The following is a 26,325-nucleotide window of genomic DNA, read 5'->3' on the forward strand; positions in this document are numbered from 1 at the left end:
TCTTCGATTCTTTCATGCCGCTGTGTGCACGAAAGAGCCACCACGTCCCCCTCGCCTCTCTCGACACTGACGGGCGCCTTATCCAGGCCCAGAGGTATTGTCAAGAGGATTCCGCTCACCCCTGTGGGCGAATTCCGGTGAACCGATCGAGCCACTCGGAACGATCCCCTCGCAACAGCACCAGACCGACAGGAAACGGAGACGACGGGTGACGCGCAGTGTGTACGTGACCGGGATCGACCGCGGCGACGGCCGCCAGGTAGTCGAGCTGGGGGTCATGGAGCTGCTGACCCGCCAGGTCGACCGCGTGGGCGTCTTCCGCCCCCTGGTGCACGACGGCCCGGACCGCCTCTTCGAACTCCTGCGCGCCCGCTACCGGCTGGCCCAGAGCCCGTCGTCGGTGTACGGCATGGACTACCACGAGGCGTCGACGCTCCAGGCGGAGCGGGGTACGGACGAGCTGGTGTCGACCCTGGTCGACCGCTTCCACAAGGTCGCCCGCGAGTACGACGTCGTCCTGGTCCTCGGCACGGACTACGCGGACACCCAGTTCCCGGACGAACTCTCGCTCAACGCCCGCCTGGCGAACGAGTTCGGCGCGTCGGTGATCCCGGTGGTCGGCGGTCGCCGCCAGACCGCGGAGTCGGTCCGCGCGGAGACCCACAACGCGTTCCGCGCGTACGACGGCCTGGGCTGCGACGTCCTCGCGATGGTCGTGAACCGGGTCGCCCGCGAGGACCGGGACGAGATAGCGGACCGGCTGGCGGGCAGGCTCCCGGTGCCGTGCCATGTCCTGCCGGACGAGCCCGCGCTCTCGGCGCCGACGGTCTCCCAGGTCCAGCACGCGCTGGGCGCCCGCGTGCTGCTGGGCGACGACTCGGGGCTCGCCCGGGACGCGCTGGGTTTCGTCTTCGGCGGCGCGATGCTCCCGAACTTCCTCTCCGCCCTGACCCCGGGCTGCCTGGTGGTGACGCCGGGCGACCGCGCGGACCTCGTGGTCGGCGCGCTGGCCGCGCACAGCGCCGGGACCCCGCCGATAGCGGGCGTGCTGCTCACGCTGGACGAGGTCCCGGGGGAGAACGTCCTGACGCTGGCCGCCCGCCTCGCCCCGGGCACCCCGGTGCTGTCCGTGCCGGGGACGAGCTTCCCGACCGCCGAGCAGCTCTTCTCCCTGGAGGGCAAGCTGGGCGCGGCGACCCCGCGCAAGGCGGAGACCGCGCTCGGCCTGTTCGAGCGGTACGTCGACACGGCCGACCTGCTGAAGAGGGTGAGCGCCCCGAGCAGCGACCGCGTGACGCCGATGATGTTCGAGCACAAGCTCCTGGAGCAGGCCCGCTCGGACCGCCGCCGCGTCGTCCTCCCGGAGGGCACGGAGGAGCGCGTCCTGCACGCCGCGGAGGTCCTGCTGCGCCGCTCGGTGTGCGACCTGACCCTCCTCGGCCCGGTCGACCAGATCCGCAAGAAGGCCGCCGACCTGGGCATCGACCTGGGTGACGCCCAGCTGATCGACCCGGCGAAGAGCGAACTGCGCGACCGCTTCGCGGAGGTGTACGCGTCCCTGCGCGCTCACAAGGGCGTGACGGTCGAGCTGGCGTACGACGTCGTCTCGGACGTCAACTACTTCGGCACCCTGATGGTGAAGGAGGGCCTGGCCGACGGCATGGTCTCCGGCTCGGTCCACTCCACGGCGGCGACGATCCGCCCGTCCTTCGAGATCATCAAGACGAAGCCGGAAGCCTCGATCGTGTCGTCCGTGTTCTTCATGTGCCTGGCCGACAAGGTCCTGGTCTACGGCGACTGCGCGGTCAACCCCGACCCGGACGCCGAGCAGCTCGCGGACATCGCGATCCAGGCGGCGGCGACGGCCTCCCAGTTCGGCGTGGACCCCCGGATCGCGATGCTGTCGTACTCGACGGGGACGTCGGGTTCGGGGGCGGACGTCGACAAGGTCCGCGAGGCCACGGAGCTGGTCCGCGCCCGCCGCCCCGACCTCAGGATCGAGGGGCCGATCCAGTACGACGCGGCGGTGGAGCCGTCCGTCGCGGCGACCAAGCTGCCCGGGTCGGAGGTGGCGGGGCAGGCGTCGGTGCTGATCTTCCCGGACCTCAACACCGGCAACAACACGTACAAGGCGGTGCAGCGGTCGGCCGGCGCGATCGCGGTGGGCCCCGTCCTCCAGGGGCTGCGCAAGCCGGTGAACGACCTGTCCCGGGGCGCGCTGGTCCAGGACATCGTCAACACCGTCGCCATCACGGCGATCCAGGCCCAGACCCCGCTCGCAGAGAAGGCAGCCCAGTGACCGCGTCCCGTGTCCTCGTCCTCAACTCCGGCTCGTCGTCGGTCAAGTACCAGCTCCTCGACATGGCCGACGACGCCCGGCTCGCGACGGGCCTCGTCGAGCGGATCGGCGAGGAGACGTCCCGCCTGAAGCACACGGATCTGACGAGCGACGTCACCCGTGAGCGCACCGGCCCGATCGCCGACCACGAGGCCGCGCTCAAGTCCATCGCGGAGGAGCTGGCGGCGGACGGCCTGGGCCTCGACTCCCCCGAGCTGGCGGCGATCGGCCACCGCGTGGTGCACGGCGGCCAGACGTTCACGAGGCCGACCGTGATCGACGACGCCGTCCTCGCGGAGATCGAGCGCCTCATCCCGGTCGCCCCGCTGCACAACCCGGCGAACCTGACCGGCATCCGCACGGCCCGGGCGCTGCGCCCGGACCTCCCCCAGGTCGCCGTGTTCGACACGGCGTTCCACACGACGATGCCGGAGTCGGCCGCCCGGTACGCGATCGACGTGGCGACGGCCGACGAGTACCGCGTCCGCCGCTACGGCTTCCACGGCACGTCGCACGCGTACGTCTCCCGGGCGACGGCCGAGCTGCTGGGGAAGGCGCCGGAGGAGGTGAACGTGATCGTGCTGCATCTGGGCAACGGCGCGTCGGCGTCGGCGGTGCGCGCGGGGCGGTGCGTGGACACGTCGATGGGGCTGACGCCGCTGGAGGGGCTCGTGATGGGGACCCGTTCCGGGGACCTGGACCCGGCCGTCATCTTCCATTTGGCGCGGGTTGGCGGGATGTCCACGGACGACATCGACACTCTCCTCAACAAGAGGAGCGGTCTCGTCGGACTCTGCGGCGACAACGACATGCGGGAGATCCGGCGGCGAATCGACGAGGGCGACGAGGCGGCGGAACTCGCCTTCGAGATCTACGTCCACCGGCTGCGGAAATACATCGGGGCGTATTACGCGGTGCTCGGAAAGGTCGACGCGGTCGCGTTCACGGCCGGGGTCGGCGAGAACGCGGCGGAGGTGCGGGCGGCGGCGTGCGCGGACCTGGAGGGCCTCGGCCTCGCGGTGGACCCGGCGCGCAACGCGGTCCGGGGCGACGGGGCGCGGCTGATCTCGCCGGAGGGGTCGCGGGTCGCGGTGGCCGTCGTCCCGACGGACGAGGAACGCGAGATAGCGACGCAGACGTACGCACTCGTCGTACCCCACGAGTAATGCAACTGAGCGCGAACCCGCACATTTGTAGATTCCGCCAGACGGAATATTCCGAAGCGAAACAAACCGATAGGATCGACTCATGCGCCGTTCGAAAATCGTCTGTACTCTCGGCCCCGCGGTCGACTCCCACGACCAGCTGGTGTCGCTGATCGAAGCCGGCATGAACGTGGCCCGCTTCAACTTCAGCCACGGCTCCCACGCCGAGCACCAGGGCCGGTACGACCGGGTCCGCGCCGCCTCCAAGGAGGCCGGCCGGGCGATCGGCGTCCTCGCCGACCTCCAGGGCCCCAAGATCCGTCTGGAGACCTTCGCCGAGGGCCCCGTCGAGCTGGTGCGCGGTGACGAGTTCACCATCACCGCCGAGGACGTCGCGGGCGACAAGACGATCTGCGGGACGACGTACAAGGGCCTCCCCGGTGACGTGGCGCCCGGCGACCAGATCCTCATCAACGACGGCAACGTCGAGCTGAAGGTCCTCTCGGTGGACGGGCCCGCGGTGCGGACGACCGTCATCGAGGGCGGCGTCATCTCCGACCACAAGGGCATCAACCTGCCGGGCGCCGCGGTGAACGTCCCCGCGCTGTCCGACAAGGACATCGAGGACCTGCGGTTCGCGCTGCGGATGGGCTGCGACATGGTCGCGCTGTCCTTCGTCCGGGACGCGAAGGACGTCGCCGACGTCCACCGTGTGATGGACGAGGAGGGGCGCCGGGTCCCCGTCATCGCCAAGGTGGAGAAGCCGCAGGCGGTGGAGAACATGGAGGACGTCGTGATGGCGTTCGACGCCGTCATGGTGGCCCGCGGCGACCTGGCCGTCGAGTACCCGCTCGAAAAGGTCCCGATGGTGCAGAAGCGCCTCATCGAGCTGTGCCGGCGCAACGCCAAGCCGGTGATCGTGGCGACCCAGATGATGGAGTCGATGATCACCAACTCCCGTCCCACGCGCGCGGAGGCGTCCGACGTCGCCAACGCGATCCTGGACGGCGCGGACGCGGTCATGCTCTCGGCGGAGTCGAGCGTCGGCGCGTACCCGATCGAGACGGTCAAGACGATGTCGAAGATCGTGACGGCGGCCGAGCAGGAGCTGCTCTCCAAGGGCCTCCAGCCCCTCGTCCCCGGCAAGAAGCCGCGTACGCAGGGTGGTTCGATCGCCCGCGCGGCCTGCGAGATCGCCGACTTCCTCGGGGGCCGCGGCCTCGTCGCCTTCACGCAGTCCGGCGACACGGCCCGCCGCCTGTCCCGCTATCGCGCCCAGCAGCCCATCATCGCCTTCACCACGGACGAGAACACCCGCAACCAGCTCACCCTGAGCTGGGGCGTGGAGTCCCACGTCGTCCCCTTCGTCAACTCCACCGACGAGATGGTCGAGGTGGTCGACCAGGAGATCGCCAAGATCAACCGCTTCACCCCCGGCGACACGGTCATCATCACCGCCGGCTCCCCTCCCGGCGTCCCCGGCACCACGAACATGCTCCGCGTCCACCACATCGCGGGCGGCTCGACGGACTGACATCCGGACCCGAACAGCCTTGAGGGCGCCCTCTGTCGGACAGGGGGCGCCCTCGGTCGTCACCCACAGAACCCCGGTGCCCTCCATAAAGGTGAACAGCCCTCTACAAAATGATCATGAGCTTGACAAAGAGTGATGGCCCGGTCCCCCGGTGAAATCCGAGGGGGACCGGGCCATCACTCGTGTGCGGCTCCCGGAGAGGTTCGGGTGATCAGGTGATCGACTGCGTCATACCGGGGATGTGCAGGGTCCCGCCGAACTGGCCGGCCTGGGTGACCTTGACGTTGCTGAAGTAGATCAGGGGGATGTTCAGGGGCGGCGGGCTCTTGGGGCTGAAGGTGACCGGGAGCAGACCGAAGAGGTTTCCGGAGATGCTCTCGGTGTACATGATCGTGTCGCCCTTGGTGATCGTGGACTTGGAGCCCTTCGCACCCTTGACGTGGTAGGTCTTGCCCGCCTGCTTGTCGATCACCGTCTGGTGCAGATCGTCGATGTCGGTGCCCCCGGAGATGACGTACTTCAGCACCTCCTTGACGGTGCCGTTGGCGGTCTTGACCTTCACGACGCCCTGGTAGTCCGCGCCCTTGAGGAGCAGCCCGCTGGCGTTCAGGTACCAGGGGTCGTCCGGCAGGCGCATCTTGTTGTCGATGCCGCCCTCGTCGTCCGTGGCGACCGGGCAGTCCGCCACGTCCGTGCTCGCGCTGGGCGAGGGGCTCGGGGAGGCGTCAGCCTTCTCGTCGTCGGAGGAGGAGGACTCGCTCGCGGACGGCGAGGGGGACGGGGACGCCTTCGAGTCGTCGTCCGCCGCCGGGGACTCCTTCGTGGCGTCCTCGGTGGTGTCGGCGGCCTTCTTCTCCGTCGACGCCGACCCCTTCCCGGCAGCCGCGTCCGGCGAGGCGGACGGCGTGGCCGACGGGCTCGGGCTCGCCTCCGACGCCGTACTCCCGCTGCCCCCGGTGAACACGTCCGTCAGCGCGTCGCCGATGGTCTCCAGCAGCCCCTTGGACTCCTCGGAGGCCGACGGGGACGGGCTCGGCGAGGCCGCCGCGTCGTCGCCACCGGACTCCTCGGTGGTACCGCCGGAGGCGGACGGGGACGGGGACGGCGTACCGGCCTTGTCGTCGTCCTTCTCCTCGGACCCGGAGGAACCCTTGTCGTCGGAACCTGAATCCGACGCGGAGTCGTCCTTGGCCGCGGAGTCCTTCTTGTCGCCCTTGTCGTCCTTGTCGTCGGAGGACGAGGCGGACGACTCGCTCGCGGACGGCGACGGCGACGCGGTCGGCTCCTTCGCCATCGCCTCGACGCACGCCTGGTACTCCTCGGCCGTCAGACTCTTCGAGACCGGCTGCTGTCCCTCGGCGCGCGCGAGCGTCGAGGTGAGCCCCATCCCCACGAGGACCGTCGGCATCGCGGCCAGGGCTATCGCCCTGCCCGCCGGCACATGGAGCCGGGCGAGCAGCGGTTTCCTGGGCGCCGCGTGGCGCGGTCCGGTTCTCTCCCGGGACGCGTCGGCGTCCACCCCGTGGGTGTCCTCGTCAGTCGGCACTGCGCCTCCCGTTCGACCCGTTGGCCGGGCTCGTTCCTGACAGGTCCTTCGGCTCGGCGACCGCGGCCTCGGTCTCCGGCGCCTCTGCGGCGACCCGAGGCGTCTCGTCGTCGGCCGGTGCGCTCTCCTGCGCCGTCGTCTGCTCGGGCGCCTCCCCCACCGGCTCCCCGGCCGTCTCCTCGACCGGCTTGCCCGGCACCCACGACACGGCCATCGCCCCGCCGAACAGCGCGAGGAGGAAGCCGACGACGAAGCCGCCGAAGTTCGACACCGGGAGGGAGACCAGGGCCAGCAGGATCGCCGCGACGCCCGCGAAGGTACGGATGTGCTGCTGGAACCAGAGGCTGATCCCCAGGGTGACGAGCAGCACCCCGATGATCAGGGAGCCGGCGCCCGCGGTGGTCGCCATCGCCACCGTCAGATGACCGATCTGGAGGTGGGCGTAAGGGAAGTACATGATCGGGAAACCGCTGAGCATGACATAGAGGCCCGCCCAGAACGGCCGGGTGCCCCGCCAGACCTTGAAGCGCGACCTCCCTCGGGCGAACAGGCCGGGGGCGGCAGAGATGGCGCTCATGGAAAACAGCTCCCTGGTGCGGCTTTGCTGTGGTGAAAGTGGTGTCGCGGTTGCGAGGGGAGTGTGTACTTCGGCCGGATAGGGGGAACGGGCGGGAGAGCCCGAAGGCACCCCCGCCCGTCACCTCGTGCCTAGTAGCACTCCTTGCCGTTGAGCGCAAGCTTCATCTTCAGCTTGGGCAGCGTGAAGGTTCCGGCGGTGGTCGCCCACGCCGTCTGCTTCACACCGGTCAGCACGGCGGTGTCGGCCTGCTGGGCGAAACCGTACGGGTTCGCCTGCTCCTTGCCGCCCTTCATGCCGGTACCCTTGCCGCCCTTGTCGGCGCCGGTTTCACCAGCGGCAACACCGATGTCGATGTTGCCGAACGTCGCGCTCGTGGTCTCCAGGTCGGCGATGTCGATGAACAGACGGTCGGCAGAGACCTGCTCCGTCTTGTTATCGCTGTTACCGGCCGTGAGGGTCAGGGTGACCGACCCGATGAGCGGGATGTTCGGGGTCACGACCGACTGGCACAGGTTCTTGATCGTCGCCGTCTTGAACGACGAGACCGCCACCGGGTGGCCGGTCTTCTCACCGGTGAGGGTGTATCCCGTGTCGACCGCGCCGTACTGGCTGAAACCCGTGCCGTCGAGCTCGTCGGCCGTGACCTTGAACGACTGGCCCGACACGCTGAACGACGCCGCGAGCGCGCCCTGTGCGAGGGCCACGCCTATGCACGCCGTAGCGGCGACGCTGGGCACCATCACCACAGCGAAGCGCTTCCATCTGGTCCCGCCACGCACCTGGGACTCCATCATTTCCTCCTTCTCGGACGTACATCCCGCTCCGGCTCGCCCCGTGAACGGCGGCTCGGCCGGGCAGGGATGGGAGAAGTGCTACGTCCTCGGGAATGGGGAGCGCCTGTGCCCGAAAAGCGCGAACCGCGCCTGAGATCACCGGCGATCACCCCCGAGCGACTACCACTGGCCGTGCCTGACACGCATCACGCACAACCTTGCCGGACAGGCTCCGCCCTCGGGCGAAGACCCCCCTGCCCTGAAGAACCGGCGGCGTTGCCGTCGGCTCTGCCCGGTGGGGACCCATCAGGCCCGCGTCCCGACCGGCTGTCGGGGAACGGGAATGGACCGAGCGTCGCCGATCGTGGTGCATTCTCGCCGCCCGCACAAGGGGGTTCGTTACTGGCTAGTAACGGCCGGATAACCGTCCGACGACCCACAGGTCTCGACCGGCGACCGAGCGCGACATCCCTGCCCAGGACAAATCACTTGACAGTGGGACAGAATCCGGCAGACCAACGGCCCTGACTTACTGGAAGTAACAGCGGCCACGTTTACCAAGATTTGGCAAAGCGTGGCCGCAAAAGCGCTCAACCGACCGGACTTTCACTCCGGTACCTCGGTACCGGTAGGTTTAGCGACTGGTCAGAACAGCGCGCGGGCCAGTGCGCGCCGCGCCGCCGCGACCCGGGGGTCGTCCGGACCGATCACCTCGAACAGCTCCAGCAGCCGGACCCGTACGGCGTCCCGGTCGTCACCGGCCGTGCGCCGGACCGTCTCGATCAGCCGCCCGAAGGCGTCCTCGACATGACCGCCCACCAGGTCCAGATCGGCGGCGGCGAGTTGGGCGGCGGCGTCCCCGGGCTTCTCCGCGGCGTCCCGGCGGACGGCCTGCGGGTCGAGCCCCTGGATGCGGTGGAGCAACTCGGCCTGCGCGAGGCCGAGTTTCGCCTCCTCGTTGCCCGGGTCGTCGGCCAGTACGTTCTGGTACGCCTGGACCGCGCCGCCCAGGTCGCCCGCGTCCAGGGCGTCGACGGCGGCGGCGAGCAGGGCGTCGTACGGGCCCGCCGGGATCTCGGCGGGGGCCGCCGGGGCCGCGCCGGGCTCCGCGTCGGGGTCGACCGTCAGGCCCGTGATGCCGAAGCGCTCCTCGGCGACCTGGACGAGCTGGTCGAGGGTCTGGCGGATCTGCGTCTCGGGGGCGGCGCCCTGGAAGAGGGGGAGCGCCTGGCCGGCCACGACCGCGAAGACCGCGGGGATGCCCTGGATGCCGAACTGCTGCATCAGCATCTGGTTGGCGTCGACGTCGATCTTGGCGAGCAGGATGCGGCCGTCGTACTCGACGGCGAGCCGCTCCAGGACCGGGCTGAGCTGTTTGCAGGGCTGGCACCACTCGGCCCAGAAGTCGATGACGACGGCCACCTCGGCGGACCGCTGGAGGACCTGGGTCTCGAACCCGGCCTCGTCGACGTCGATCACGAGATCGGCCGGGGAGATCGCCCCCGCGCCGCCCTGGCGGGCCGTTTCGGCGCGCGCCTGCTCCGCCTTCGCCTTGGCCTCCTGGGCCGCCTTCACCGCGGCGAGGTCGACGACTCCGCTCATGGACATGTTCCGTGGCTGCATGCGTCTATCCTCCCCCGATCCCGCGCGTGCGCGAAAAGCGGTCCCCGGACCGCCGTCGGCCCTGGCCCCCTAGCTTTCGCTACGACCCGTAGCGTAATGCCTGTCCGGGGTCCACCGGGAGTCCTTCCCGGTGATCTCCCTCACGACTCCACAATCTTCGCGCGCCCCGCTCACAGGGCTCCACCGAATAACGCGCGGATGTGAAACGCGAGGGGCGACGGCCGCGGGGGCGGCGGTTATGGTCTTGCGATGCAGAGCCGCAGCCCCGCCCCCCGTCCGGGCCGACCCGGGCGTCCCCGCAGCGCCGCCACGGACACCGCGATCCTGGCCGCGACGCGGGAGGCGCTGGTGGAGCTGGGGTGGTCGAAGCTGAGCATGGGGGACGTCGCGCAGCGCGCGGGCGTCGCGAAGACGACGCTGTACCGGCGCTGGGCCGGCAAGAACGAACTCGTCGTGGACGCCGTCGCCGAACTCTTCGACGAGCTCCGCCTGCCCGACCGGGGCAGCCTCACCGCCGACATCGAGGGCGTCGTCCTCCAGTTCGCGGCGATCCTCGCGCTCCCGGAGGCCCGCAGCGGCCTCATGGCCGTCCTCTCCGAGTCCACCCGCGACGACGCGCTGCGCGAGCGCATCCGGCACTCCATCGTCGACCGCCAGAAACGCCTCGTCCTGGAGGGCCGCTCCCGCGCCCAGACCCGCGGCGAACTCCCCCCGGAGACCGACCCCACCGAGTCCGCCCGCACCGTCGACCTCATCTTCGACGTCGTCGCGGGCGCGGTCGTCCACCGCACCCTGGTCAGCGCGGAACCGGCGGACGAGCAGTGGGTACGGACGTTCACGCGGCTGCTGCTGGGCGGCCTGCCTGCGGCCACGGCGTGAGGTAAAGAGATCACCAAGCGAAGGGGGTACCGGCGCGCAGGGCGGTGAAGGCCACCGGCTACGCTCGACGGCATGAAAAAGAGCGTCTTGACCCGTTACCGGGTGATGGCCTACGTCACCGCCGTCCTCCTCGTCCTGCTGACGATCGGCGTGATCGGCAAGCGCGTCCTGGACCTGGACGGATTCGGCAGTTTCGTGACGGTGGTCGGCGTCGCTCACGGCTGGCTGTACATCCTCTACCTGGTCTTCGCGTTCGACCTCGGCACGAAGGCGAAGTTCCCCCTTCCCCGGCTCGCCTGGGTCCTCCTCGCCGGCACCGTCCCGACGGCAGCGTTCTTCGTCGAACGCCGGATCACCCGCGAGGTCACCCCCCTCGTCATCGACGACACGGCGACGAAGACGGCCGCGGCCTGACCCTCACCGCGTCACGAAGTGACACTGGCTGCCCCGCAGCCCGCCGTTGACATAAAACCGCGCACACGCCTTGCCGAACTTCGGCAAGGTCCGCGCGGCACCTTCCCGCAGCAGCCCCGCCTCGCACTCGGTGTGCGTGGCCCCCCGGGACGTCAGATACGTACGGTCGTCCGTGTCCGCGTAGGTGAAGTCGATACGCCAGTTGCAGAACCGGGAGAAGGCCGCGGCCGGCCCCACGCAGTCGACGCCCGCCCGCTGCCCGGTGATCCGCCGCCCCGACCCCTCGATCCGGTGGGTGAGGAAACACCCCACGGGGACTTTCACAGCGGCCCCGCGCACCTCGTAGCTGAACGTCCCGATCGCGGTCGTACCGATGGCACTCGCGTTCGCCGTGCCCGGTGCCCCCAGCGCCGTCGCGGTCACCAGCAGCCCCGTGAGCACCGCACGCGCCACACCCCATGTCTTCGTCCTCGGCATGGTGTCTCTCCCGTCGTCGGTCGCCCGACCGCTGTCGGCCGGACTGCGGTCGCACAGGCTGGCACGCCGTCTCTCGGCATGAACGTTCCAGCCCGACGGGCCGACCCGCGGTCACCCTCTTGAGGGACGTGTGCGGCCGGGAAACAGGGTGCGAGGGCGGTTACTCCTCCTCGAAGTCCCCCGAAGCCACCCGCAGTGGGCGGAGCATGGCGAAGATCTCGGCGCATTCCTCCGCGTCGTAGACGCCGAGGCCGAAGTCCATGGACATGAGGTCGCGGGTGGCGGCCTCGACGACCTCGCGGCCCTTGGGGGTGATGGAGGCGAGGGTGCCGCGGCCGTCGTTGGGGTTGGGGCGTTTGGCGACGAGGCCGGAGCGGACGAGGCGGTCGACGGTGTTGGTGACCGAGGTGGGGTGGACCATCAGGCGCTCGCCGATCTTCGACATCGGCAGCTCACCCGCCTTGGAGAAGTTCAGCAGGACGAGCGCCTCGTAGCGCGCGAACGTCAGCCCGTACGGTTTGACGACGGCGTCGACCTCGGCGAGCAGGATCTGCTGGGCCCGCATGATCGAGGTGATCGCGGCCATGGACGGCACGTTTCCCCAGCGCTGCTTCCAGAGCTCGTCCGCGCGGGCGATGGGGTCGAAGGGGAGACTGAGGGGCTTCGGCACGCCACCAGACCCTACCCGCCGGTCACATTCCGGTCAGCCACGTCTCGCCTTTCGGGCCGGAAACGGCTTCCTGAGCGATGTTCCCCCACCGGGCGGCGATTTGGCTTGGTACGCCGCCCCGCACGCGTTATGCACGAGTGATCCCGGTTCCCCCCTCCGTCACAGGGAGCGGCATGCCCCGTCCGACGCACACCCTCACCGCCCTCCTCACCCTCGCCCTCACCGCCGCCTGCGCCTCCTCCTCCCCCACGGCCGAGGAGGCGTCGGTGGTGAAACCGCCGAAGGCCGCCGAGCGGACCTCCCCCTTCTGGGTCGACCCCGACAGCAACGCCGCACGGCAGACACAGCTCTGGCGGCGCGAGGGCCGCAACTCGGACGCGGAACTGCTGCGCCGGATCGCCGAACAGCCCGTCGCCCTGTGGCCGGCGGGCGAGATCGACCCGGGCCCCACGGTCTCCGCGGCCACCGCCTCCGCGAGCCGCGACGGCCGTACGGCGCTCTTCGTCGCGTACGACATCCCGCACCGCGACTGCGGACAGCACTCGGCGGGAGGCGCGGCGGACGGGGACGCGTACCTCGCGTGGATCGGGAAGTTCGCCGCGGCGATCGGGGACGCGAAGGCGCTGGTGGTGCTGGAGCCGGACGCGGTGGCGCACATCGTGGACGGCTGTACGCCGGGTGAATATCACGGCGAGCGCGAACAGTTGCTCAGCGGGGCGATCGCGCGGCTCAAACAGCAGCCGCACACGAAGGTGTACCTGGACGCCGGCAACCCGTCCTGGATTCGCGAGCCGTGGAAACTGGTCGAGCCGCTCAAGCGGTCCGGCGTCGACGCGGCGGACGGCTTCGCGCTGAACGTCTCCAACTTCCAGCCGGACGACGCCGTCAAGCGCTACGGCCTCGACCTCTCCGGCCAACTGGGCGGGAAGCACTTCGTGGTGGACACCAGCCGCAACGGCAACGGCCCGCTCCCGGGGGTGTGGTGCAACCCTCCGGGGCGGGCCCTGGGCACCCGGCCGACCACCGAAACCGGGGAACCCGCTCTGGATGCCTACCTGTGGATCAAACGGCCGGGCGAGTCGGACGGCACCTGCGAGGGCGGCCCGAACGCGGGGCAGTGGTGGCCGGCGTACGCCCTGGAGCTGGCACGCAACTCCCGCTGAGCGCCGCTCACTTGACCTGCACCCACTTCGCCTCGGACGGCGTCCCCGCCGCGTCCGTCACGAACAGCATGTACCAGCCGGGCGGCACGAGCGCCGCGTCGTCCGGCACGGTGACCGTGACGGCCCGGCCCTCCTTCGTCAACTCCAGCGCGATGGAGCGCTGTTCGACGTCGGTGGTGTGGGTGACGGCGCTGGGCCGCATCAGCCGGGCGGCGACGATCCGCTCGGGGTGATCGGTGCGGTAGGTCAACTGCCGGTCGGCGGGCAGTTGTTCGGGGCCGTCGTCGAGAACGGGACGGTCCTTGCCGTTCTTGTGCAGCGCGGGCGGGGTGAAGACCTCCATGCGCTGCTCGAAGTGGCCGAGTTTGGTGTTCTGCCGGTCGTCGTAGAGGGGGTCGGAGCCGAAGGTGGCGACGCGGCCGTCGGGCAGCAGGAGCGCCTCGGAGTGGTAGTTGCGGCCGACGGCGGGTTCGGCGGCCTCGCGGAAGACGTTGCCCTTGGGGTCGTAGAACTGCGCCTTGAGGATGTTGCTGGCGCCGCGCCCCCGGTAGTCGGCGGAGCCGTTGGAGGTGAAGACGGTGTCGTCCGGCATGATCACGCTGTTCAGGTACCGGGTGCCCTGGGGCAGGTTCGGCCCGTCCTTGAAGGAGGGGCTGTCCTCCTTGAGGTCGACGACGGCCGTGCGCGGGGTCGCCTTCTTCGACTCGCCCACTCCCCCGCCGCCGAGGATCATGACCCGCTGGTCCTGCGCGGGCGGCAGCAGCACGGACGCCGAAGTCTCGGTGGCGTCCGCGTCCTTGAGGCCGGGCACCTTCTGGAACGTGTTGGTCCTGAGGTCCCAGATCCCGGGCTCCCGGCCCTGGTCGGCGGGCCCGTACCCGGCGTTGGAGGCGGGGTAGAACAGCTTCCCGCCCTTGGTGAGGAACAGCGCAGGATAGGTGGGGAAGTACCGCTTGGGGCCCGGCGTCCACTTCTTGGTCTTCGGGTCGTAGATCTCGTTGTCCCCGGGGTCGACGACACCGACGTCGTCGAGTCCGGAGACGGCGAGGACGCGGCCGTCGTCGAGGCCGACGAGGGTCGGGTACCAGCGGGCCTTCTTCATCGGGTCGACGGGGACGTACCGCTCGGCGAGCGGGTCGAACTCGTAGGCGGCGCGGATGCCCTGGAAGTCCTGCTTGTCGAGGGTGATCTTCTCGCTGAGGCCGTACGTGTTGTCGGCGTCCTTGCCGGTGAGCCCGACGATCTCGTACTGGGACTGCTTGTCGGTGGCGGACATGGGGCCGTTCTCGGTGGCCTCGACGAAGACGCGGACCTCGCTGGCGGTGACCTGGGTCTGCCAGGGCTGCATGACGCCGCGCTTGTTGTAGGTGACCTTGAAGCCGCGTTTCGCCTTCGGGACGGTGACGTCGAACTTGCTGACGTACTCGACGCCGGCGGGCGAGCGGAACCGGGTGCCCTTCTTGAGGACCATCGGTTTGTCGGGGTTCTCGTTCTTGACGCGCATCCCGCCGGCGGCCCGCTGGACCTCCCCGTCGAGGAGTTCGTAACGGGCCGTCCCGCCCGCCACCAGGAGCCGCCCGTCGGGGAGTTGGGCGTGTCCGCCGCAGAAGAAGTCCTCGGGGGTGGGGATCTTCTTGAAGGTGTCGTTCTTCGGGTCCCACAGGACGGTGTCGAAGGACCCGGCGTCGAATTTCTTCTGCTCGTTGCCCGATCCGGCGACGATCAGGACCTTCCCGGTGTGCAGGAGCGCCGCGTGGATCGCGTTGGTGCGGTAGCGCTCGGGGATGTCGACCTGGTCCCAACTGCCGTACTTGGCCTGGTACTCGGGCTGGGCGATCTTGTAGGCGTGGTACTGCTCGCCGACGAAGTCCAGCGCGGCGGGGGCGTTGAGGCTCGCGAGGACGACGACGCCGCCGATGCCGAGGACGGTCTTCTTGGTCTTCTGCTGGAAGGCCATGGCTAGTTGCCTCCTGTCGGGGTGCCGGAGACGGGGGCGAGGGCGGGTTCGACGGCGGGCGGCTCCAGTACCGGAGCGGTACGGGTACGGGGCCGGGCGAGCCGCTCCCTGACCGCCGTGCCGAGCCACACCGCGAGCGGCGCCAGGGAGATCGCCGTCGCGAGGACCGCCCAGGTGCGCATGGCGACGTGGGTGTGGCCGAGGACGGCGGAGGCGGCGAGGGACGCGATGAGGACGGCGGCCCAGAAGAGGTGGATGCGGAAGGTGGCCAGGCGGTCGGCGCTGACGCCGGCGCCCTTGGGGGTGACGACGAACCGGCTGGGGCGGCGCAGCAGGGCCGCGCCGAAGGACTTGAGGTAGATCGGCGCGGAGAGCGCGGACATGCCCATCCCGGCGAGTCCGCCGGAGCCCTCGGGTTCGTGCGGGGAGACGTTGTGGCGGCGGTTCCAGAGGTACAGGCCGATCTGGAGGGCGGCGGCGTCGCTGTAGAGCATCAGCCACACGGAGGCGGCGACCTGCGTGCCGGACGCGCCGAACCACAGGAAGAGCACGCAGCTCACCATGCCGAGCAGCCAGTTGACGGCCGTCATCGGGTAGTAGACGAGCATCATCGTGTACGAGAACAGCCGCCCGGGAGGCATCGTGAACGGCGCCTTCCAGTACTGCTTGAACAGCGTCTCGTAGGTCCCGCGCGACCACCGCATCTGCTGGGTGAAGAAGTCCGTCCAGGACGCGGGCCCCTCGCCGACGGCCAGCACGTCCGGCGTGTACACCGACCGCCACTTCCGCCCGGTCACCGGATTGCGCCGCCGGTGCAGCTCGAACCCGGTCGCCATGTCCTCGGTGATCGAGTCGTACAGCCCGCCGATCTGCTTGACGGCGGCGATCCGTACGACGTTGTTGGTGCCGACGAACATCGGCGCCCGGTAGCGGTTGCCCGCGCGCTGGATCAGGGCGTGGAAGAGGAACTGCTGCGACTCGGCGGCCTTCGTCACCGGATGGTGGTAGTTCCCGTACACCTGGGGTCCTACGACGAACGCGACGTCCGGGTCGCGGAAGTACCCCATCATCCGTTCGAGGTAGTCCGGGTGGGGGACGTGGTCGGTGTCGACGGAGGCGAAGAAGTCGTAGTCGTCGCCGTGCGCGGCGATCCAGGCGTTGTAGTTGCCGTGTTTCGTGCGGGCCTTGTGGACGCCCTTGGGCCGGTTCCACTCGGGGACGCCGTGCCGGGTGAAGTGCCGGACGCCGAGCTCCGCGCAGAGGGCCTTGGCCTGTTCGTCGTCGCCCTCATCGAGGAGCCAGACGTCCAGGGGGCCGCGGTGGTGGATGCGTACGGCGCCTTCGAGGGTGGCCCGGACCATGGAGAGGGGCTCGCGCCCGGGCACGAACGTCGTGAGGAACGCGACGCGGGTGCCGCTCTCGGGTACTACGGGTACGGGGTCGCGGGCGACGAGGGTCGCGTGCGCGACGGACGCGACGTTGACGACCATGAACAGCTCGATGAGGCCGATGGCTATGAGCATCGCGATGTCGAGGCCGACCATCCACTCGTCGCCGCCCTCGCGCTCCACCCAGTGGCTGGGCCACACGAGGTACACGAGCAGCAGGGCCGTCAGCACGGGGGCGAGGCTCATCAGCAGGATGGCGCGTATTCGGTGGGGCTCGCGGGAGAGCAGCGATATGTACTGCACCCGGTACGACGCTCCGGCCGGCTCCGTGAGCGGCCCGGCCAACCTGCTGTGGGTGTCGTAGTCGTAGCCCTCAGGCCGCACAACGCCCTCCAATGAGTGAGGAGTGATCGCGGCCCGGGGGGTCACTCTGAGCAGTTCCTGTCAGGGCGAACCTGACGGGCCGATACCCACACGAAAATGGACATATCGGACAGTGTCGAACGGGGTGCGGCCAGGAGAGTGGGAGGTTCACCCGACAGGGGTGCGCGGATCTCAGCGATAGAGGGCCCGAAGCCCCAGCACGTCCCCCCTCCCCAGCGTCCGCGCGCGGGTCGAACAGGTGTAAGAGTTCGTGTACATCGTCAGGTTCTCGTGGCCGGTGCCGACATGGCCGAGGCCGAAGACGTGGCCCGCCTCGTGGGTACCGACGGCGCGGACGTCGTAGGCGTCGGAGCAGCGCTCGCCCGGGGTGTCCGTGAACCGGTGGTGGCGGGTGTTGAAGCGGACGTCCGCCTCGATCAGGTCGTTCGGACCGCCGTCCGGCATCGTGACGGCCCAGGAGCAGGTGACGGCGACGACGTCCTGGGGCAGCTCGCCCGCGTCCCAGACGCTCACCCCGTCCCGGGTGGAGCAGCGCCCCGCCCGGTCGATCCCGGCCTCCCGGTCCGTCGCCGACAGGTACCGCGCCTGCGGACCGCCCGTCCCGGCGAGCCCGCAGTCGTTGCGCTCCGCCGTGATGGTCCCGATGGACTCCTCGAACACCTTCCGCGCGGCGTCCCGGGTGAGCCCGCCCGGCATCGGCCCGTCCCCGACGTGCCAGAGGTAGGTCCCGTACTCCTTGTGCCCGGCGGTCGAGTACGCGGTGTCGGCACAGGCGGCCCGCGCGGGGCTCGCACCGGGCTCGGCACCCTCCGCCCGCCCGGCGGCCGACGTACGCCCGGGAGCCGACGCCTCCGTCTCCGCCTCGTACGACACCCTCCCGTCCCGCCCCACCCGCACCGTCAGCCCTCGTGCCCGCCCGTCCGCCGTCAGCGCCTCGACGCCGACGGTCTCCCCGCGCCCCGGCACGACCGCGCCGACCCCGCCGTACTCGACGACCTGTTGGGCCGGCCGGCCCGCCACCAGCGAACCCAGCAGCGCGACCACCGCCCCCACCCTGCCCAGCAGCCCCACCACTGCGACGCCTCCCCTGATACCGCCTCTTGCGTGAACGCGGCAGAGCCTAACGGCGCCCACCGGTACGCCGGTTCACGCGAAATCCGGCGTTGAGCACTCGCTCAAACACGTGTACCGTCACTCGCAGAGACTTTGAGCGAGTGCTCAAAGTCCGTCTCCACCTGGGGGAATGACGATGGGGCTCTATATAGAGGCGCGTATTCACGCCGAGTTGGACCTCCTGTGGGACCGCACACAGGACCCGGCGCAGCATCAGCGCTGGGACCTCCGGTTCACCACAATCGACTACCTCCCGCGCGCGGAGGGCGAGCCTCAGCACTTCCGGTACGCCACGCGCGTGCTGCCGTTCCTGTCCGTCGCCGGCACGGGAGTCAGCGCCGGCGAGACCGAACGCCCGGACGGCACCCGGACGTCGGCGCTGCGGTTCGCCTCCCCGCATCCGCTGTCGCTCCTCAAGGAGGGCGGCGGGTACTGGCGTTACGTCCCGGAGGGGGACGGGGTCCGCTTCCTCACGGGGTACGACTACCGGCCGCGCTGGGGCCGGTTCGGGAGGGTCGCGGACCGGTTCCTGTTCCGTCCGCTGATGGTGTGGGCGACGGCGTGGTCGTTCGACCGGCTGCGGCTGTGGCTGGAGAGGGGGATCACCCCGGAGCGGGCCCTGTGGAACTGGCTGGCGGAACTCGCCGTCCGGGCGCTCGTGTTGACGGCGGCCTGCGTGGGCATCTTCCAGGGCCCCGGGCATGCCGCCTCGCTGATGTTCGCCATCCCCCCGCTCCTCCTCGTCGCCGCCTGTCTGGCGCTCTTCGCATCGCCCCTGCCCTGTGTCCCCGCCGCCCGCCGCTGCGTCCGCCGCGCACCGGCACGCGCGCGTGCGCCCCGCCTGACGCGCACCCTGGAGACCCCGCGATGACCTCCATCTTCCGTACGGCCATGGGCGACGACGCCTTCGAACGCCTCCACCCCGAGCTGCGCCGACGCTTCTCGGTGGGCCTCGCGAGCGGGGAGGCGTGCACCGGGCGGGGGGTCATGTCCCGGATCTGGCACGGGCCCTCGTTCGTGAAGCCGTTCCTCGCGCTCGGGACGACCCGCAACATCCTGGTACCCCGCGCGGGCCGCGATGTTCCGTTCGTGATCGAGAATGTCCCTTACCTCGACTCCTACGGGCGGGAAACCGTCAGTTTCGTGCGGACGTTCGCCTTTCCCGGGCGGCCTCGGCGGTTCGACGCGCAGATGGTGCTGGGGCCCGAGGGGCGCATCCTCGACTACCTCGGCACGCACCAGCACCTCGCGACCGACCTCACCTTCCACGCCGAGCCCGACGGCTCACTCCTCATCCGCTCGGGCGAACACCGGTTCCGGGAGGGGCCGGTGGACGTGCGGGTGCCCGAACTGATCGGCGCCGACGCGGAGGTGCGGGAGTCGTTCGACGAGGCGTCCGGGCGGTTCCGGATTCGCGTCCGGGTCGTCAACCGGCGGTTCGGTCCGCTCTTCGGCTACGAGGGGTCCTTCCGGGCCGAGTACGGCGACGTACGACACTGCGGGGTACGGGCCGGGCTGCGGCCGGTACGAGAGGAGGCGCGCGCATGAGTCCGTCGCAGGAGACGCGGACCAAGCTGCTGGAGGGGGCGCTGCGGACGCTGACCGAGCAGGGCATCGCCAAGACGTCCGCCCGGTCCGTCGCGACCGCCGCCGGCGTCAACCAGGCGCTCGTCTTCTACCACTTCGGGTCCGTCGACGAGCTGCTCGCGGCGGCCTGCCGGTACGGCGCCGAACAGTCCGTCTCGCGCTACCGGGAACGCTTCGAGGAGGTGACGTCCCTCTCCGAACTCCTCGCGCTCGGACGCGAGATCCACACCTCCGAACGCGAGTCCGGTCACGTCGCCCGCCTCGGCCAGCTCCTCGCGGGCGCCCAGACCCACCCCGCCCTCGGACCGGCCACCGCCGCCGGCCTCGACCTGTGGATCGTCGAGATCGAGCAGGTACTGCGGCGGGTACTGGCGGCCACCCCGTTCGGCGAGTTCACCGACCCCGCGGGGCTGGCGCGCGCGGTGGCGGCCTCGTTCGTCGGGATCGAGCTGTACGAGGGGGTCGACGCGGAGGGGGCCGGTTCGGCTCTGGACGCCCTGGAGCAACTGGGGTTGCTGGTGGGGGCGCTGGAGGAGCTGGGGCCGATCTCGCAGCGGGCGGTGCGGCAGTATCTGCGGCGGGCTTCGGGGCGGGAGCGGTGAAGTGACGGGCGGTGAGGTGGCGGGGGCGCTGCCGGGAGGGCCTTGTCACACCCCCCGCCTACAGTGCCCCGCATGAGCGACGACGTGCTTTCCGTCATACCCGACGACCCTCGCTGGCAGCCCTCGAAGGACGCCGCCGCGCGCGCTCACGCCCTGGTCGCCTCCTGGTTCCCCGAGAACCCCGAGGGGTTTGAGCCGTACGTCGAGACCACGTGGTACGACGCGGTCAACGCCGTCGACTGCGGGGAGAACCTCGACCGGATCGGGTGCCCGGTGTGCGGCGGGGAGATCGACCTCCAGTGGTGGTGTGACCTCGGGGAGGCGCACGCCGAGAGCGGTTTCACCGATCTCGGGGTGACCGTGCCCTGCTGCGGGGCGGCCCTCTCCCTGGACACCCTCCGCTTCGAGGCCCCCTGCGGGTTCTCCCGGTTCGAGATCGCCGTGTGGAACCCCGAGCGCGACGCGTTCGGCGGCGGTGAACTCGCCGCGCTCGCCGACGCGCTCGGGCATCCCGTCCGGCAGATCCGGGCTCACATCTGAGGGGCGGCTACTGCGCCAGGTGGCGTTCGACCGTCTCGACCTTGGAGGTCAGCCCGTCCGTGACGCCGGGGCGGATGTCGGCCTTGAGGACGAGGGAGACGCGGGGGGCGCGTTCCTCGACGGCGGCCACGGCGCGTTTGACGACGTCCATGACCTCGTCCCAGTCGCCCTCGATGGACGTGAACATGGCGTCGGTGCGGTTGGGGAGACCGGACTCGCGGACGACGCGGACGGCGTCGGCGACGTACTCGCCGACCTCCTCGCCGACGCCGAGGGGGGTGACGGAGAAGGCGACGATCATGCGCTCACGACGCCTTCCTGGCGGGCGCGGGAGGCGATGACCGCGTCCTCGGCCTCACGGCGGAGCTTGCGCTCGGCGAAGAAGCCGCCGAGGGGCAGGACGGAGAGGACGAAGTAGAGGGCGCCGGTCTTCAGGGGCCACTTCGTCCGGTTCCAGGCGTCGGCCCAGAACAGCACGTACAGGATGAACAGCACGCCGTGGACCATGCCCATGACCGGTACCGCGTTGAAGTCCGTGGTCCGCTTGAGGACGGAGCACACGAGCAGGAGGAGGAAGGAGATGGCCTCGGGGGCGGAGACCAGGCGGAGGCGGCGGAGGGCGGAGGCTGTCTTCAGGTCCACGGGGTCACCTTCGAGAAGGGGGCATAGAGGGGCGCAGATGATGGGGTCATCACACTGCTGAGCTGGCGGTTTGCGGAAAACACCCGCCGTGCGCCTTGTGAACGCACGCACAAGCGTTCGTCCATTGTGGCAAACCCTGCCCCTAGGGGTCCCTTCAGGGTCGGTATCCACCCGTGGGACCTGTTCTCTCCACCCCCCGAGCGGATACCTTCGGCGTCGTGGCGATGTTCCGATTGCAGGACAGCAAGGTGCTGGCCGTCGAGATGACCGGCGATGCCGTGAAGGCCAAGAACGGCTCGATGGTCGCCTACGACGGGCAGATGGCGTTCAAGAAGCTCAGCGGCGGCGGTGAGGGTCTGCGCGGGATGGTGACCCGCCGGCTGACCGGCGAGCAGATGACGGTGATGGAGGTGAAGGGGCACGGAATCTGCTGGTTCGCCGACCGCGCCTCGGAGATCAATCTCGTCGGTCTCCAGGGCGACAAGCTGTACGTGGAGTCGAGCAACCTGCTCGCGACGGACGCCGGCCTCAGGACCGGCACGACCTTCACGGGCCTGCGCGGCGCCTCCCAGGGCAACGGCCTGTTCACGACGACCGTCGAGGGCCACGGCCAGGCGGCCATCACGTCCGACGGCCCCGCGGTGGTCCTGCGGGTCACCCCGCAGTACCCGCTGACGGTCGACCCGGGCGCGTACGTCGCCCACCAGGGCAACCTCCGCCAGTCCTTCCAGGCCGGTGTGACGTTCCGCACGCTGATCGGCGAGGGCGGCGGCGAGGCTTTCCAGATCCGCTTCGAGGGGGACGGCCTGGTGTACATCCAGCCCAGCGAGCGGAACACGATCGCGGGGGACGTGTGAGATGACCTTCCGTGAGATCAACTCCAAGATGGTCGAGGCGACGGTCGCGCCCGGCCAGCGCCTGTTCAGCCAGCGCGGCGCGATGCTCGCCTACAAGGGCGAGGTGTCGTTCACGCCGAACATCCAGGGCGGCCAGGGCGGGGTGATGTCGATGCTGGGCCGCCGCCTGGCCAACGAGGACACCCCGCTGATGACGGTCGAGGGCAGCGGCACGGTCCTGTTCGGGCACGGCGGCCACCACGTCCAGGTGATCAACCTCGCCGGGGACACGCTCTACGTGGAGGCCGACCGCCTCCTCGCCTTCGAGGGCACCCTCCAGCAGGGGACGATGTTCATGGGCTCCCAGGGCGGCGTCATGGGCATGGTCCGCGGCCAGGTCAGCGGCCAGGGCCTGTTCACGACCACGCTGAAGGGCCACGGCGCGGTGGCCGTCATGGCGCACGGCGGCGTCTTCGAGGTCCCGATCACCCCGAACCGCCCGGTCCACGTCGACCCCCAGGCGTACGTCGCCCACCACGGCGACGTCCGCAACAAGCTCTCGACGGCCCTCGGCTGGCGCGACATGGTCGGGCGGGGCTCCGGAGAGGCGTTCCAACTCGAACTGAGCGGCAACGGCACGGTGTACGTCCAGGCGTCGGAGGAGAAGCTGTGAACCACTACGCGGGCGCGGGCCCGGTGGTCTACGACCCGATGTCGTTGCCGGTCGACGACAACGTCAACTCCTACACCTTCTGCGTGGAGCTCAAGGGGAGCCAGTGGTTCCTCCAGAAGGGGAAGATGATCGCCTACTACGGGTCGATCGACTTCAACGGCATCGGGCACGGCAGGCTGGACCGCCTGGTGCGGACGTCGTTCCATTCGCCTCTGCACGCGAGCGACTGGGTGGTGGCGGAGGGCTCGGGCAAGATGCTCCTCGCCGACCGGGCGTTCGACGTCAACTCCTACGACCTGGAGGACGGCAACCTCACCATTCGCTCCGGCAACCTCCTCGCGTTTCAGCCAAGTCTCGCGCTGAAGCAGTCGATCGTGCCGGGGTTCCTGACGCTGATCGGGACGGGCAAGTTCGTCGCCGCGTCCAACGGCCCGGTGGTGTTCATGGAGCCGCCGATCCGGGTGGACCCGCAGGCGCTGGTCGGCTGGGCGGACTGCCCCTCGCCCTGCCATCACTACGACCACGGCTACATGACGGGCCTGCTGGGCGGTCTACGTGCGATGACGGGCCTGGGCGGCGCCTCGGGAGAGGAGCACCAGTTCGAGTTCGTCGGCGCCGGGACCGTCCTCCTCCAGTCGACCGAGGCGCTCATGGCCGAGCAGGCGACCGGGGTGGTGCCGGGTGAGCCGGGCGTCCCAGGCGGCGGGGCGCACGGCGGGCAGGGGCACGGCGGCCAGCCGGGGTCACCGCGCCTTCCCGGACAGCTCGGTGATCTCCAGCGGCGCTTCGGTCTGTGAGCGGTAGTCTGCGGAGTGTGACGTCGAACGGATGCGCGCCGTCACACTCCCGGTGCGCCCCGTCACGCCCTCTCATTAATATTTCAACTTTTTAGGTAGACTTCTTTTATGGAGACCGAGACGGCCACACGCTGGCTGACCGAAGCGGAGCAGTGCGCCTGGCGCACCCAGCTGGAGGTCAACCGGCTGCTGATGCACCAGTTGGAGAAGGATCTCCAGCCGTTCGGGCTGACGATGAACGACTACGAGATCCTGGTCAACCTCTCCGAATCCCCCGACGTCCGCATGCGGATGAGCGACCTCGCCGCCGCCACCCTCCAGTCCAAGAGCCGCCTCTCCCACCAGATCACCCGCATGGAGAACACGGACCTGGTCCGCCGGGAGAACTGCGAGTCCGACCGGCGCGGGCTGTACGCGGTCCTCACCGAACGCGGCCTCGAAGTGATGCGGGAGGTCGCGCCGTTCCACGTCGCCTCCGTCCGCCGCCACTTCATCGACCTCCTCTCCCCCGAGTCGATGCAGCAGCTCAGCAAGGCCCTCGGCCCGGTCTCCGACCACCTCCGCGAGAACCGGGGCCGGCCCTAACTCCCGTCGGCCAGATCCCTCACGGGCAGCCGCAGTTCGAACAGCGCGCCGCCCGTCGCGGCCTCGCCGACCTCCAGGCTCCCGCCGTGGCGTACGGCGATGTCGCGGGCGATCGCGAGACCGAGACCGGCGCCGCCGTCGTCGCGGCTGCGGGCGTCGTCGAGGCGGACGAAGCGTTCGAAGACGCGCTCCCGGTCCCCGGGCGGGACCCCGGGGCCGTCGTCCGCGACCGTGAGGACGGCGTCGGTGCCGTCTCTGCGGACCGTCACCGAGACCTCCGTACGGGTGTGGCGGGCCGCGTTGTCCAGGAGGTTGGCCAGGACTCGGCTCAACTGGCTGCGGGAGCCGGTGACTTCGACGCCGGGTTCGGTTTTCAGGCGCGTTCCCTTGCGGGGGGCCGTCGTCTCCGTCGCCAGGGCGGCCAGGTCCACCGGAGTGTGCGGGGGTGTCTCGCCGGCGTCCAGGCGGGCCAGCAGCAGGAGGTCGGCCGCCAGGTGCTGGAGGCGGACCGTGTCCTCCACCGCGCCGTCCAGGTCCAGCAACTCCGGGTGGGCGGCGGCCACTTCGAGCTGGGTGCGCAACGACGCGATGGGGCTGCGGAGTTCGTGCGAGGCGTCGGCGACGAAGCGGCGCTGGCGGTCCACGGAGGCTTGCAGGGCGGCCAGCGTCTCGTTCGTCGTGCGCGCGAGGCGGGCCACCTCGTCCCGGGCGGCCGGTTCGGGGACGCGGCGGGCCAGGTCCTGGGAGGCGGTGATCGCGGCCAGTTCGCGGCGGATGCCCTCCACGGGGCGCAGTGCGCGCCGGGTGACCAGCCAGGTGACGCCGGCGACCAGGGCCAGCAGCAGGGGCAGGACGACCAGGAGGACCGTCAACGCCGTGCGGACGGCGGACTGTTCGGTGGCGAGGGGGGCGCCGGCGTGGACGGTGAGGGGGCCCTGGGCCGGGGTGCCGACGGTGAGGCTCGCGAACCGGTAGTCCGCCGTGCCGTCGTCGCCGAGGGTCGCGACGCCGGTGGAGTAGGAGACGTCCCCCGTCTCGCCGATGTCGACGTCGTCGTCCGTGGCGGCGAACTTCGAGGAGACGTACCCGAGTTCCTCGCTGCGCGCGACCGTCGCGCCGGTCGCCGTCTCGACCAGGACCGGGACGTCGTCGTCCAGGTCGAGCTTGTCGTAGGGGGTGCCGGCGGCGAGGTGGGCGGCGACCGTGCGGGCCGTGCGTTCGGCGGCGGTGTCGGCCTGGCCGCGGAGGTTCGTCCACAGCGACAGGACGACGACCGCGCCGGCCGCGACGAGGGCGACCGCGACGACGAGGGTCGCGGCGAGGGTGGTGCGGGCGCGGACCGAGCGGGCTCTCATCGGCCGGCCTCCAGCCGGTAACCGGCGCCGCGTACCGTCCTGATGAGGGCCGGGTCGAGCTTGCGGCGCAGTGAACTGACGTACACCTCCACGATGTTGGGGTCGCCGTCGTACGCGAAGTCCCAGACGTGCTCCAGGATGTCCGCCTTGGGGACGACCTCGCCGGGGCGCAGGGCGAGGTGTTCCAGGACGGCGAACTCCTTGGCGGTGAGGGTGACTTCGGTGTCCCGGAGGTGGACGCGGCGGGCCGCCGTGTCGACCCTCAGGTCGCCGAGGACGTGCACCGGGGAGCCGCCAGCCTGGCCCCGGCGGCGCAGCAGCGCCTTGACGCGGGCGACGAGGACGACGTACGAGAACGGTTTCGTCAGGTAGTCGTCCGCGCCCGTGTCGAGGCCCTCCGCCTCGTCGTACTCGCCGTCCTTCGCGGTCAGCATCAGGATCGGGACGTCGTGGCCCGCCGCGCGCAGGGCCGCGCAGACGCGGTAGCCGTTGAGGCCGGGGAGCATGATGTCGAGGATCAGCAGGTCGTACGTGCCTTCCGTGGCCCGGTGCAGGCCCTCGCGGCCGTCGTGCACGACGTCCACGGCGTAGCCCTCGGCGGTGAGGCCCCGGGCGAGGGACTGGGCGAGGCGTTTTTCGTCCTCGACGATCAACAGGCGCATGCGTACAGGGTGGCAAACGGAACCTGAAGATCCCTTCAGGTGGCTTCAGCTTGCGTTCAGGG

Annotated in this window: 27 protein-coding genes; 14 read left to right on the forward strand and 13 right to left on the reverse strand. The window is 70.3% G+C overall.

What is annotated here, in order from left to right; genetic code table 11:
• Positions 1-208: 208 nt before the first annotated feature.
• From pta to pyk, 3 genes are all read left to right on the forward strand, one after another.
• The gene (gene pta / locus ABZX85_RS01320) at positions 209-2,299 is read left to right on the forward strand and encodes a phosphate acetyltransferase (protein WP_355861407.1); all 2,091 of its coding nucleotides are present in this window, start codon (positions 209-211) and stop codon (positions 2,297-2,299) included.
• Positions 2,296-3,504 carry an acetate kinase gene (locus tag ABZX85_RS01325; RefSeq protein WP_355861409.1) on the forward strand — a complete coding sequence of 403 codons (1,209 nt, stop codon included), beginning with the start codon at positions 2,296-2,298 and terminating at the stop codon, positions 3,502-3,504. Before pta ends, ABZX85_RS01325 begins: the two co-directional genes overlap by 4 nt.
• A gap of 82 nt (positions 3,505-3,586) precedes the next feature.
• Positions 3,587-5,017 carry a pyruvate kinase gene (gene pyk / locus ABZX85_RS01330; protein ID WP_355861411.1) on the forward strand — a complete coding sequence of 477 codons (1,431 nt, stop codon included), beginning with the start codon at positions 3,587-3,589 and terminating at the stop codon, positions 5,015-5,017.
• Positions 5,018-5,228: 211 nt separating this feature from the next.
• On the opposite strand, the gene ABZX85_RS01335 is transcribed toward pyk, so the two are convergent.
• The 4 genes from ABZX85_RS01335 to ABZX85_RS01350 form a co-directional block, all read right to left on the reverse strand.
• Positions 5,229-6,563: a hypothetical protein gene (locus ABZX85_RS01335; protein ID WP_355861413.1), complete on the reverse strand. Its 1,335-nt coding sequence runs from the start codon at positions 6,561-6,563 to the stop codon at positions 5,229-5,231.
• Positions 6,553-7,140, reverse strand: a complete 588-nt coding sequence (locus tag ABZX85_RS01340) for a DUF6114 domain-containing protein (RefSeq protein WP_355861415.1) — start codon at positions 7,138-7,140, stop codon at positions 6,553-6,555. The genes ABZX85_RS01335 and ABZX85_RS01340 overlap by 11 nt, the downstream gene beginning before the upstream one ends.
• Positions 7,141-7,271: 131 nt before the next feature.
• Entirely contained in the window at positions 7,272-7,934 is a 663-nt protein-coding gene (locus tag ABZX85_RS01345; RefSeq protein WP_355861417.1) for a DUF6230 family protein, read from the reverse strand.
• Positions 7,935-8,561: 627 nt separating this feature from the next.
• Entirely contained in the window at positions 8,562-9,539 is a 978-nt protein-coding gene (locus ABZX85_RS01350) for a tetratricopeptide repeat protein (RefSeq protein ID WP_355861419.1), read from the reverse strand.
• Positions 9,540-9,788: 249 nt separating this feature from the next.
• Here ABZX85_RS01350 and ABZX85_RS01355 point away from each other — a divergent pair, with 249 nt between their 5' ends.
• Positions 9,789-10,418, forward strand: coding sequence for a TetR/AcrR family transcriptional regulator (locus ABZX85_RS01355; RefSeq protein ID WP_355861421.1), 630 nt, complete (start codon positions 9,789-9,791; stop codon positions 10,416-10,418).
• 72 nt (positions 10,419-10,490) lie between these two features.
• Positions 10,491-10,832, forward strand: a complete 342-nt coding sequence (locus ABZX85_RS01360; protein WP_355861423.1) for a DUF3817 domain-containing protein — start codon at positions 10,491-10,493, stop codon at positions 10,830-10,832.
• Positions 10,833-10,835: 3 nt separating this feature from the next.
• Here ABZX85_RS01360 and ABZX85_RS01365 read toward each other — a convergent pair whose 3' ends face one another.
• Positions 10,836-11,309 carry a hypothetical protein gene (locus ABZX85_RS01365; protein ID WP_355861425.1) on the reverse strand — a complete coding sequence of 158 codons (474 nt, stop codon included), beginning with the start codon at positions 11,307-11,309 and terminating at the stop codon, positions 10,836-10,838.
• A 160-nt stretch (positions 11,310-11,469) separates the two neighbouring features.
• A complete protein-coding gene (locus ABZX85_RS01370; RefSeq protein ID WP_355861427.1) occupies positions 11,470-11,979 on the reverse strand; it encodes a MarR family transcriptional regulator in 510 nt (169 codons plus the stop codon).
• Positions 11,980-12,152: 173 nt separating this feature from the next.
• On the opposite strand from ABZX85_RS01370, the gene ABZX85_RS01375 reads away from it, so the two are divergent.
• Positions 12,153-13,142: a glycoside hydrolase family 6 protein gene (locus tag ABZX85_RS01375; RefSeq protein WP_355861429.1), complete on the forward strand. Its 990-nt coding sequence runs from the start codon at positions 12,153-12,155 to the stop codon at positions 13,140-13,142.
• 7 nt (positions 13,143-13,149) lie between these two features.
• Here ABZX85_RS01375 and ABZX85_RS01380 read toward each other — a convergent pair whose 3' ends face one another.
• From ABZX85_RS01380 to ABZX85_RS01390, 3 genes are all read right to left on the reverse strand, one after another.
• Positions 13,150-15,099, reverse strand: a complete 1,950-nt coding sequence (locus ABZX85_RS01380) for a kelch motif-containing protein (protein WP_355861431.1) — start codon at positions 15,097-15,099, stop codon at positions 13,150-13,152.
• A 2-nt stretch (positions 15,100-15,101) separates the two neighbouring features.
• On the reverse strand, positions 15,102-16,871 hold the full coding sequence (locus ABZX85_RS01385; RefSeq protein WP_355861433.1) for a cellulose synthase catalytic subunit: 1,770 nt from the start codon (positions 16,869-16,871) through the stop codon (positions 15,102-15,104).
• A 171-nt stretch (positions 16,872-17,042) separates the two neighbouring features.
• Positions 17,043-17,945 (reverse strand): matrixin family metalloprotease, encoded by a 903-nt coding sequence (locus ABZX85_RS01390; RefSeq protein WP_355861435.1) that lies wholly within the window; start codon positions 17,943-17,945, stop codon positions 17,043-17,045.
• A gap of 175 nt (positions 17,946-18,120) precedes the next feature.
• Between ABZX85_RS01390 and ABZX85_RS01395 the strand changes: the two genes are divergently transcribed.
• The 4 genes from ABZX85_RS01395 to ABZX85_RS01410 all read left to right on the forward strand — a co-directional run bounded on the left by ABZX85_RS01395 (position 18,121) and on the right by ABZX85_RS01410 (position 20,713).
• On the forward strand, positions 18,121-18,855 hold the full coding sequence (locus tag ABZX85_RS01395) for a hypothetical protein (protein WP_355861437.1): 735 nt from the start codon (positions 18,121-18,123) through the stop codon (positions 18,853-18,855).
• Positions 18,852-19,532 carry a DUF4166 domain-containing protein gene (locus ABZX85_RS01400; RefSeq protein ID WP_355861439.1) on the forward strand — a complete coding sequence of 227 codons (681 nt, stop codon included), beginning with the start codon at positions 18,852-18,854 and terminating at the stop codon, positions 19,530-19,532. The genes ABZX85_RS01395 and ABZX85_RS01400 overlap by 4 nt, the downstream gene beginning before the upstream one ends.
• Positions 19,529-20,173, forward strand: coding sequence for a TetR/AcrR family transcriptional regulator (locus ABZX85_RS01405; protein ID WP_355861441.1), 645 nt, complete (start codon positions 19,529-19,531; stop codon positions 20,171-20,173). The genes ABZX85_RS01400 and ABZX85_RS01405 overlap by 4 nt, the downstream gene beginning before the upstream one ends.
• Before the next feature lie 72 nt (positions 20,174-20,245).
• On the forward strand, positions 20,246-20,713 hold the full coding sequence (locus ABZX85_RS01410; RefSeq protein WP_355861443.1) for a hypothetical protein: 468 nt from the start codon (positions 20,246-20,248) through the stop codon (positions 20,711-20,713).
• A gap of 7 nt (positions 20,714-20,720) precedes the next feature.
• Here the strand turns inward: ABZX85_RS01410 and ABZX85_RS01415 are convergent, their stop codons facing one another.
• Positions 20,721-21,014, reverse strand: coding sequence for an MTH1187 family thiamine-binding protein (locus ABZX85_RS01415; protein WP_355861445.1), 294 nt, complete (start codon positions 21,012-21,014; stop codon positions 20,721-20,723).
• A complete protein-coding gene (locus ABZX85_RS01420; protein ID WP_355861447.1) occupies positions 21,011-21,355 on the reverse strand; it encodes a DUF3817 domain-containing protein in 345 nt (114 codons plus the stop codon). Before ABZX85_RS01420 ends, ABZX85_RS01415 begins: the two co-directional genes overlap by 4 nt.
• Positions 21,356-21,579: 224 nt before the next feature.
• Between ABZX85_RS01420 and ABZX85_RS01425 the strand changes: the two genes are divergently transcribed.
• From ABZX85_RS01425 to ABZX85_RS01440, 4 genes are all read left to right on the forward strand, one after another.
• Complete coding sequence (locus tag ABZX85_RS01425) at positions 21,580-22,212, forward strand: AIM24 family protein (RefSeq protein WP_355862298.1); 633 nt, start codon at positions 21,580-21,582, stop codon at positions 22,210-22,212.
• Position 22,213: 1 nt separating this feature from the next.
• Positions 22,214-22,864, forward strand: coding sequence for an AIM24 family protein (locus ABZX85_RS01430; RefSeq protein WP_355861449.1), 651 nt, complete (start codon positions 22,214-22,216; stop codon positions 22,862-22,864).
• Entirely contained in the window at positions 22,861-23,661 is an 801-nt protein-coding gene (locus tag ABZX85_RS01435) for an AIM24 family protein (RefSeq protein WP_355861451.1), read from the forward strand. Before ABZX85_RS01430 ends, ABZX85_RS01435 begins: the two co-directional genes overlap by 4 nt.
• Before the next feature lie 108 nt (positions 23,662-23,769).
• A complete protein-coding gene (locus ABZX85_RS01440; RefSeq protein ID WP_355861453.1) occupies positions 23,770-24,246 on the forward strand; it encodes a MarR family transcriptional regulator in 477 nt (158 codons plus the stop codon).
• Here the strand turns inward: ABZX85_RS01440 and ABZX85_RS01445 are convergent.
• Both ABZX85_RS01445 and ABZX85_RS01450 read right to left on the reverse strand, forming a co-directional pair.
• Positions 24,243-25,601 (reverse strand): HAMP domain-containing sensor histidine kinase, encoded by a 1,359-nt coding sequence (locus tag ABZX85_RS01445; protein WP_355861455.1) that lies wholly within the window; start codon positions 25,599-25,601, stop codon positions 24,243-24,245. The two genes, ABZX85_RS01440 and ABZX85_RS01445, sit on opposite strands and share 4 nt — an antisense overlap.
• Positions 25,598-26,263 carry a response regulator transcription factor gene (locus tag ABZX85_RS01450; protein ID WP_355861457.1) on the reverse strand — a complete coding sequence of 222 codons (666 nt, stop codon included), beginning with the start codon at positions 26,261-26,263 and terminating at the stop codon, positions 25,598-25,600. The genes ABZX85_RS01445 and ABZX85_RS01450 overlap by 4 nt, the downstream gene beginning before the upstream one ends.
• Positions 26,264-26,325: the final 62 nt, after the last annotated feature.

The organism is Streptomyces sp. NPDC004539 (assembly GCF_040610055.1).
GTDB lineage: Bacteria > Actinomycetota > Actinomycetes > Streptomycetales > Streptomycetaceae > Streptomyces.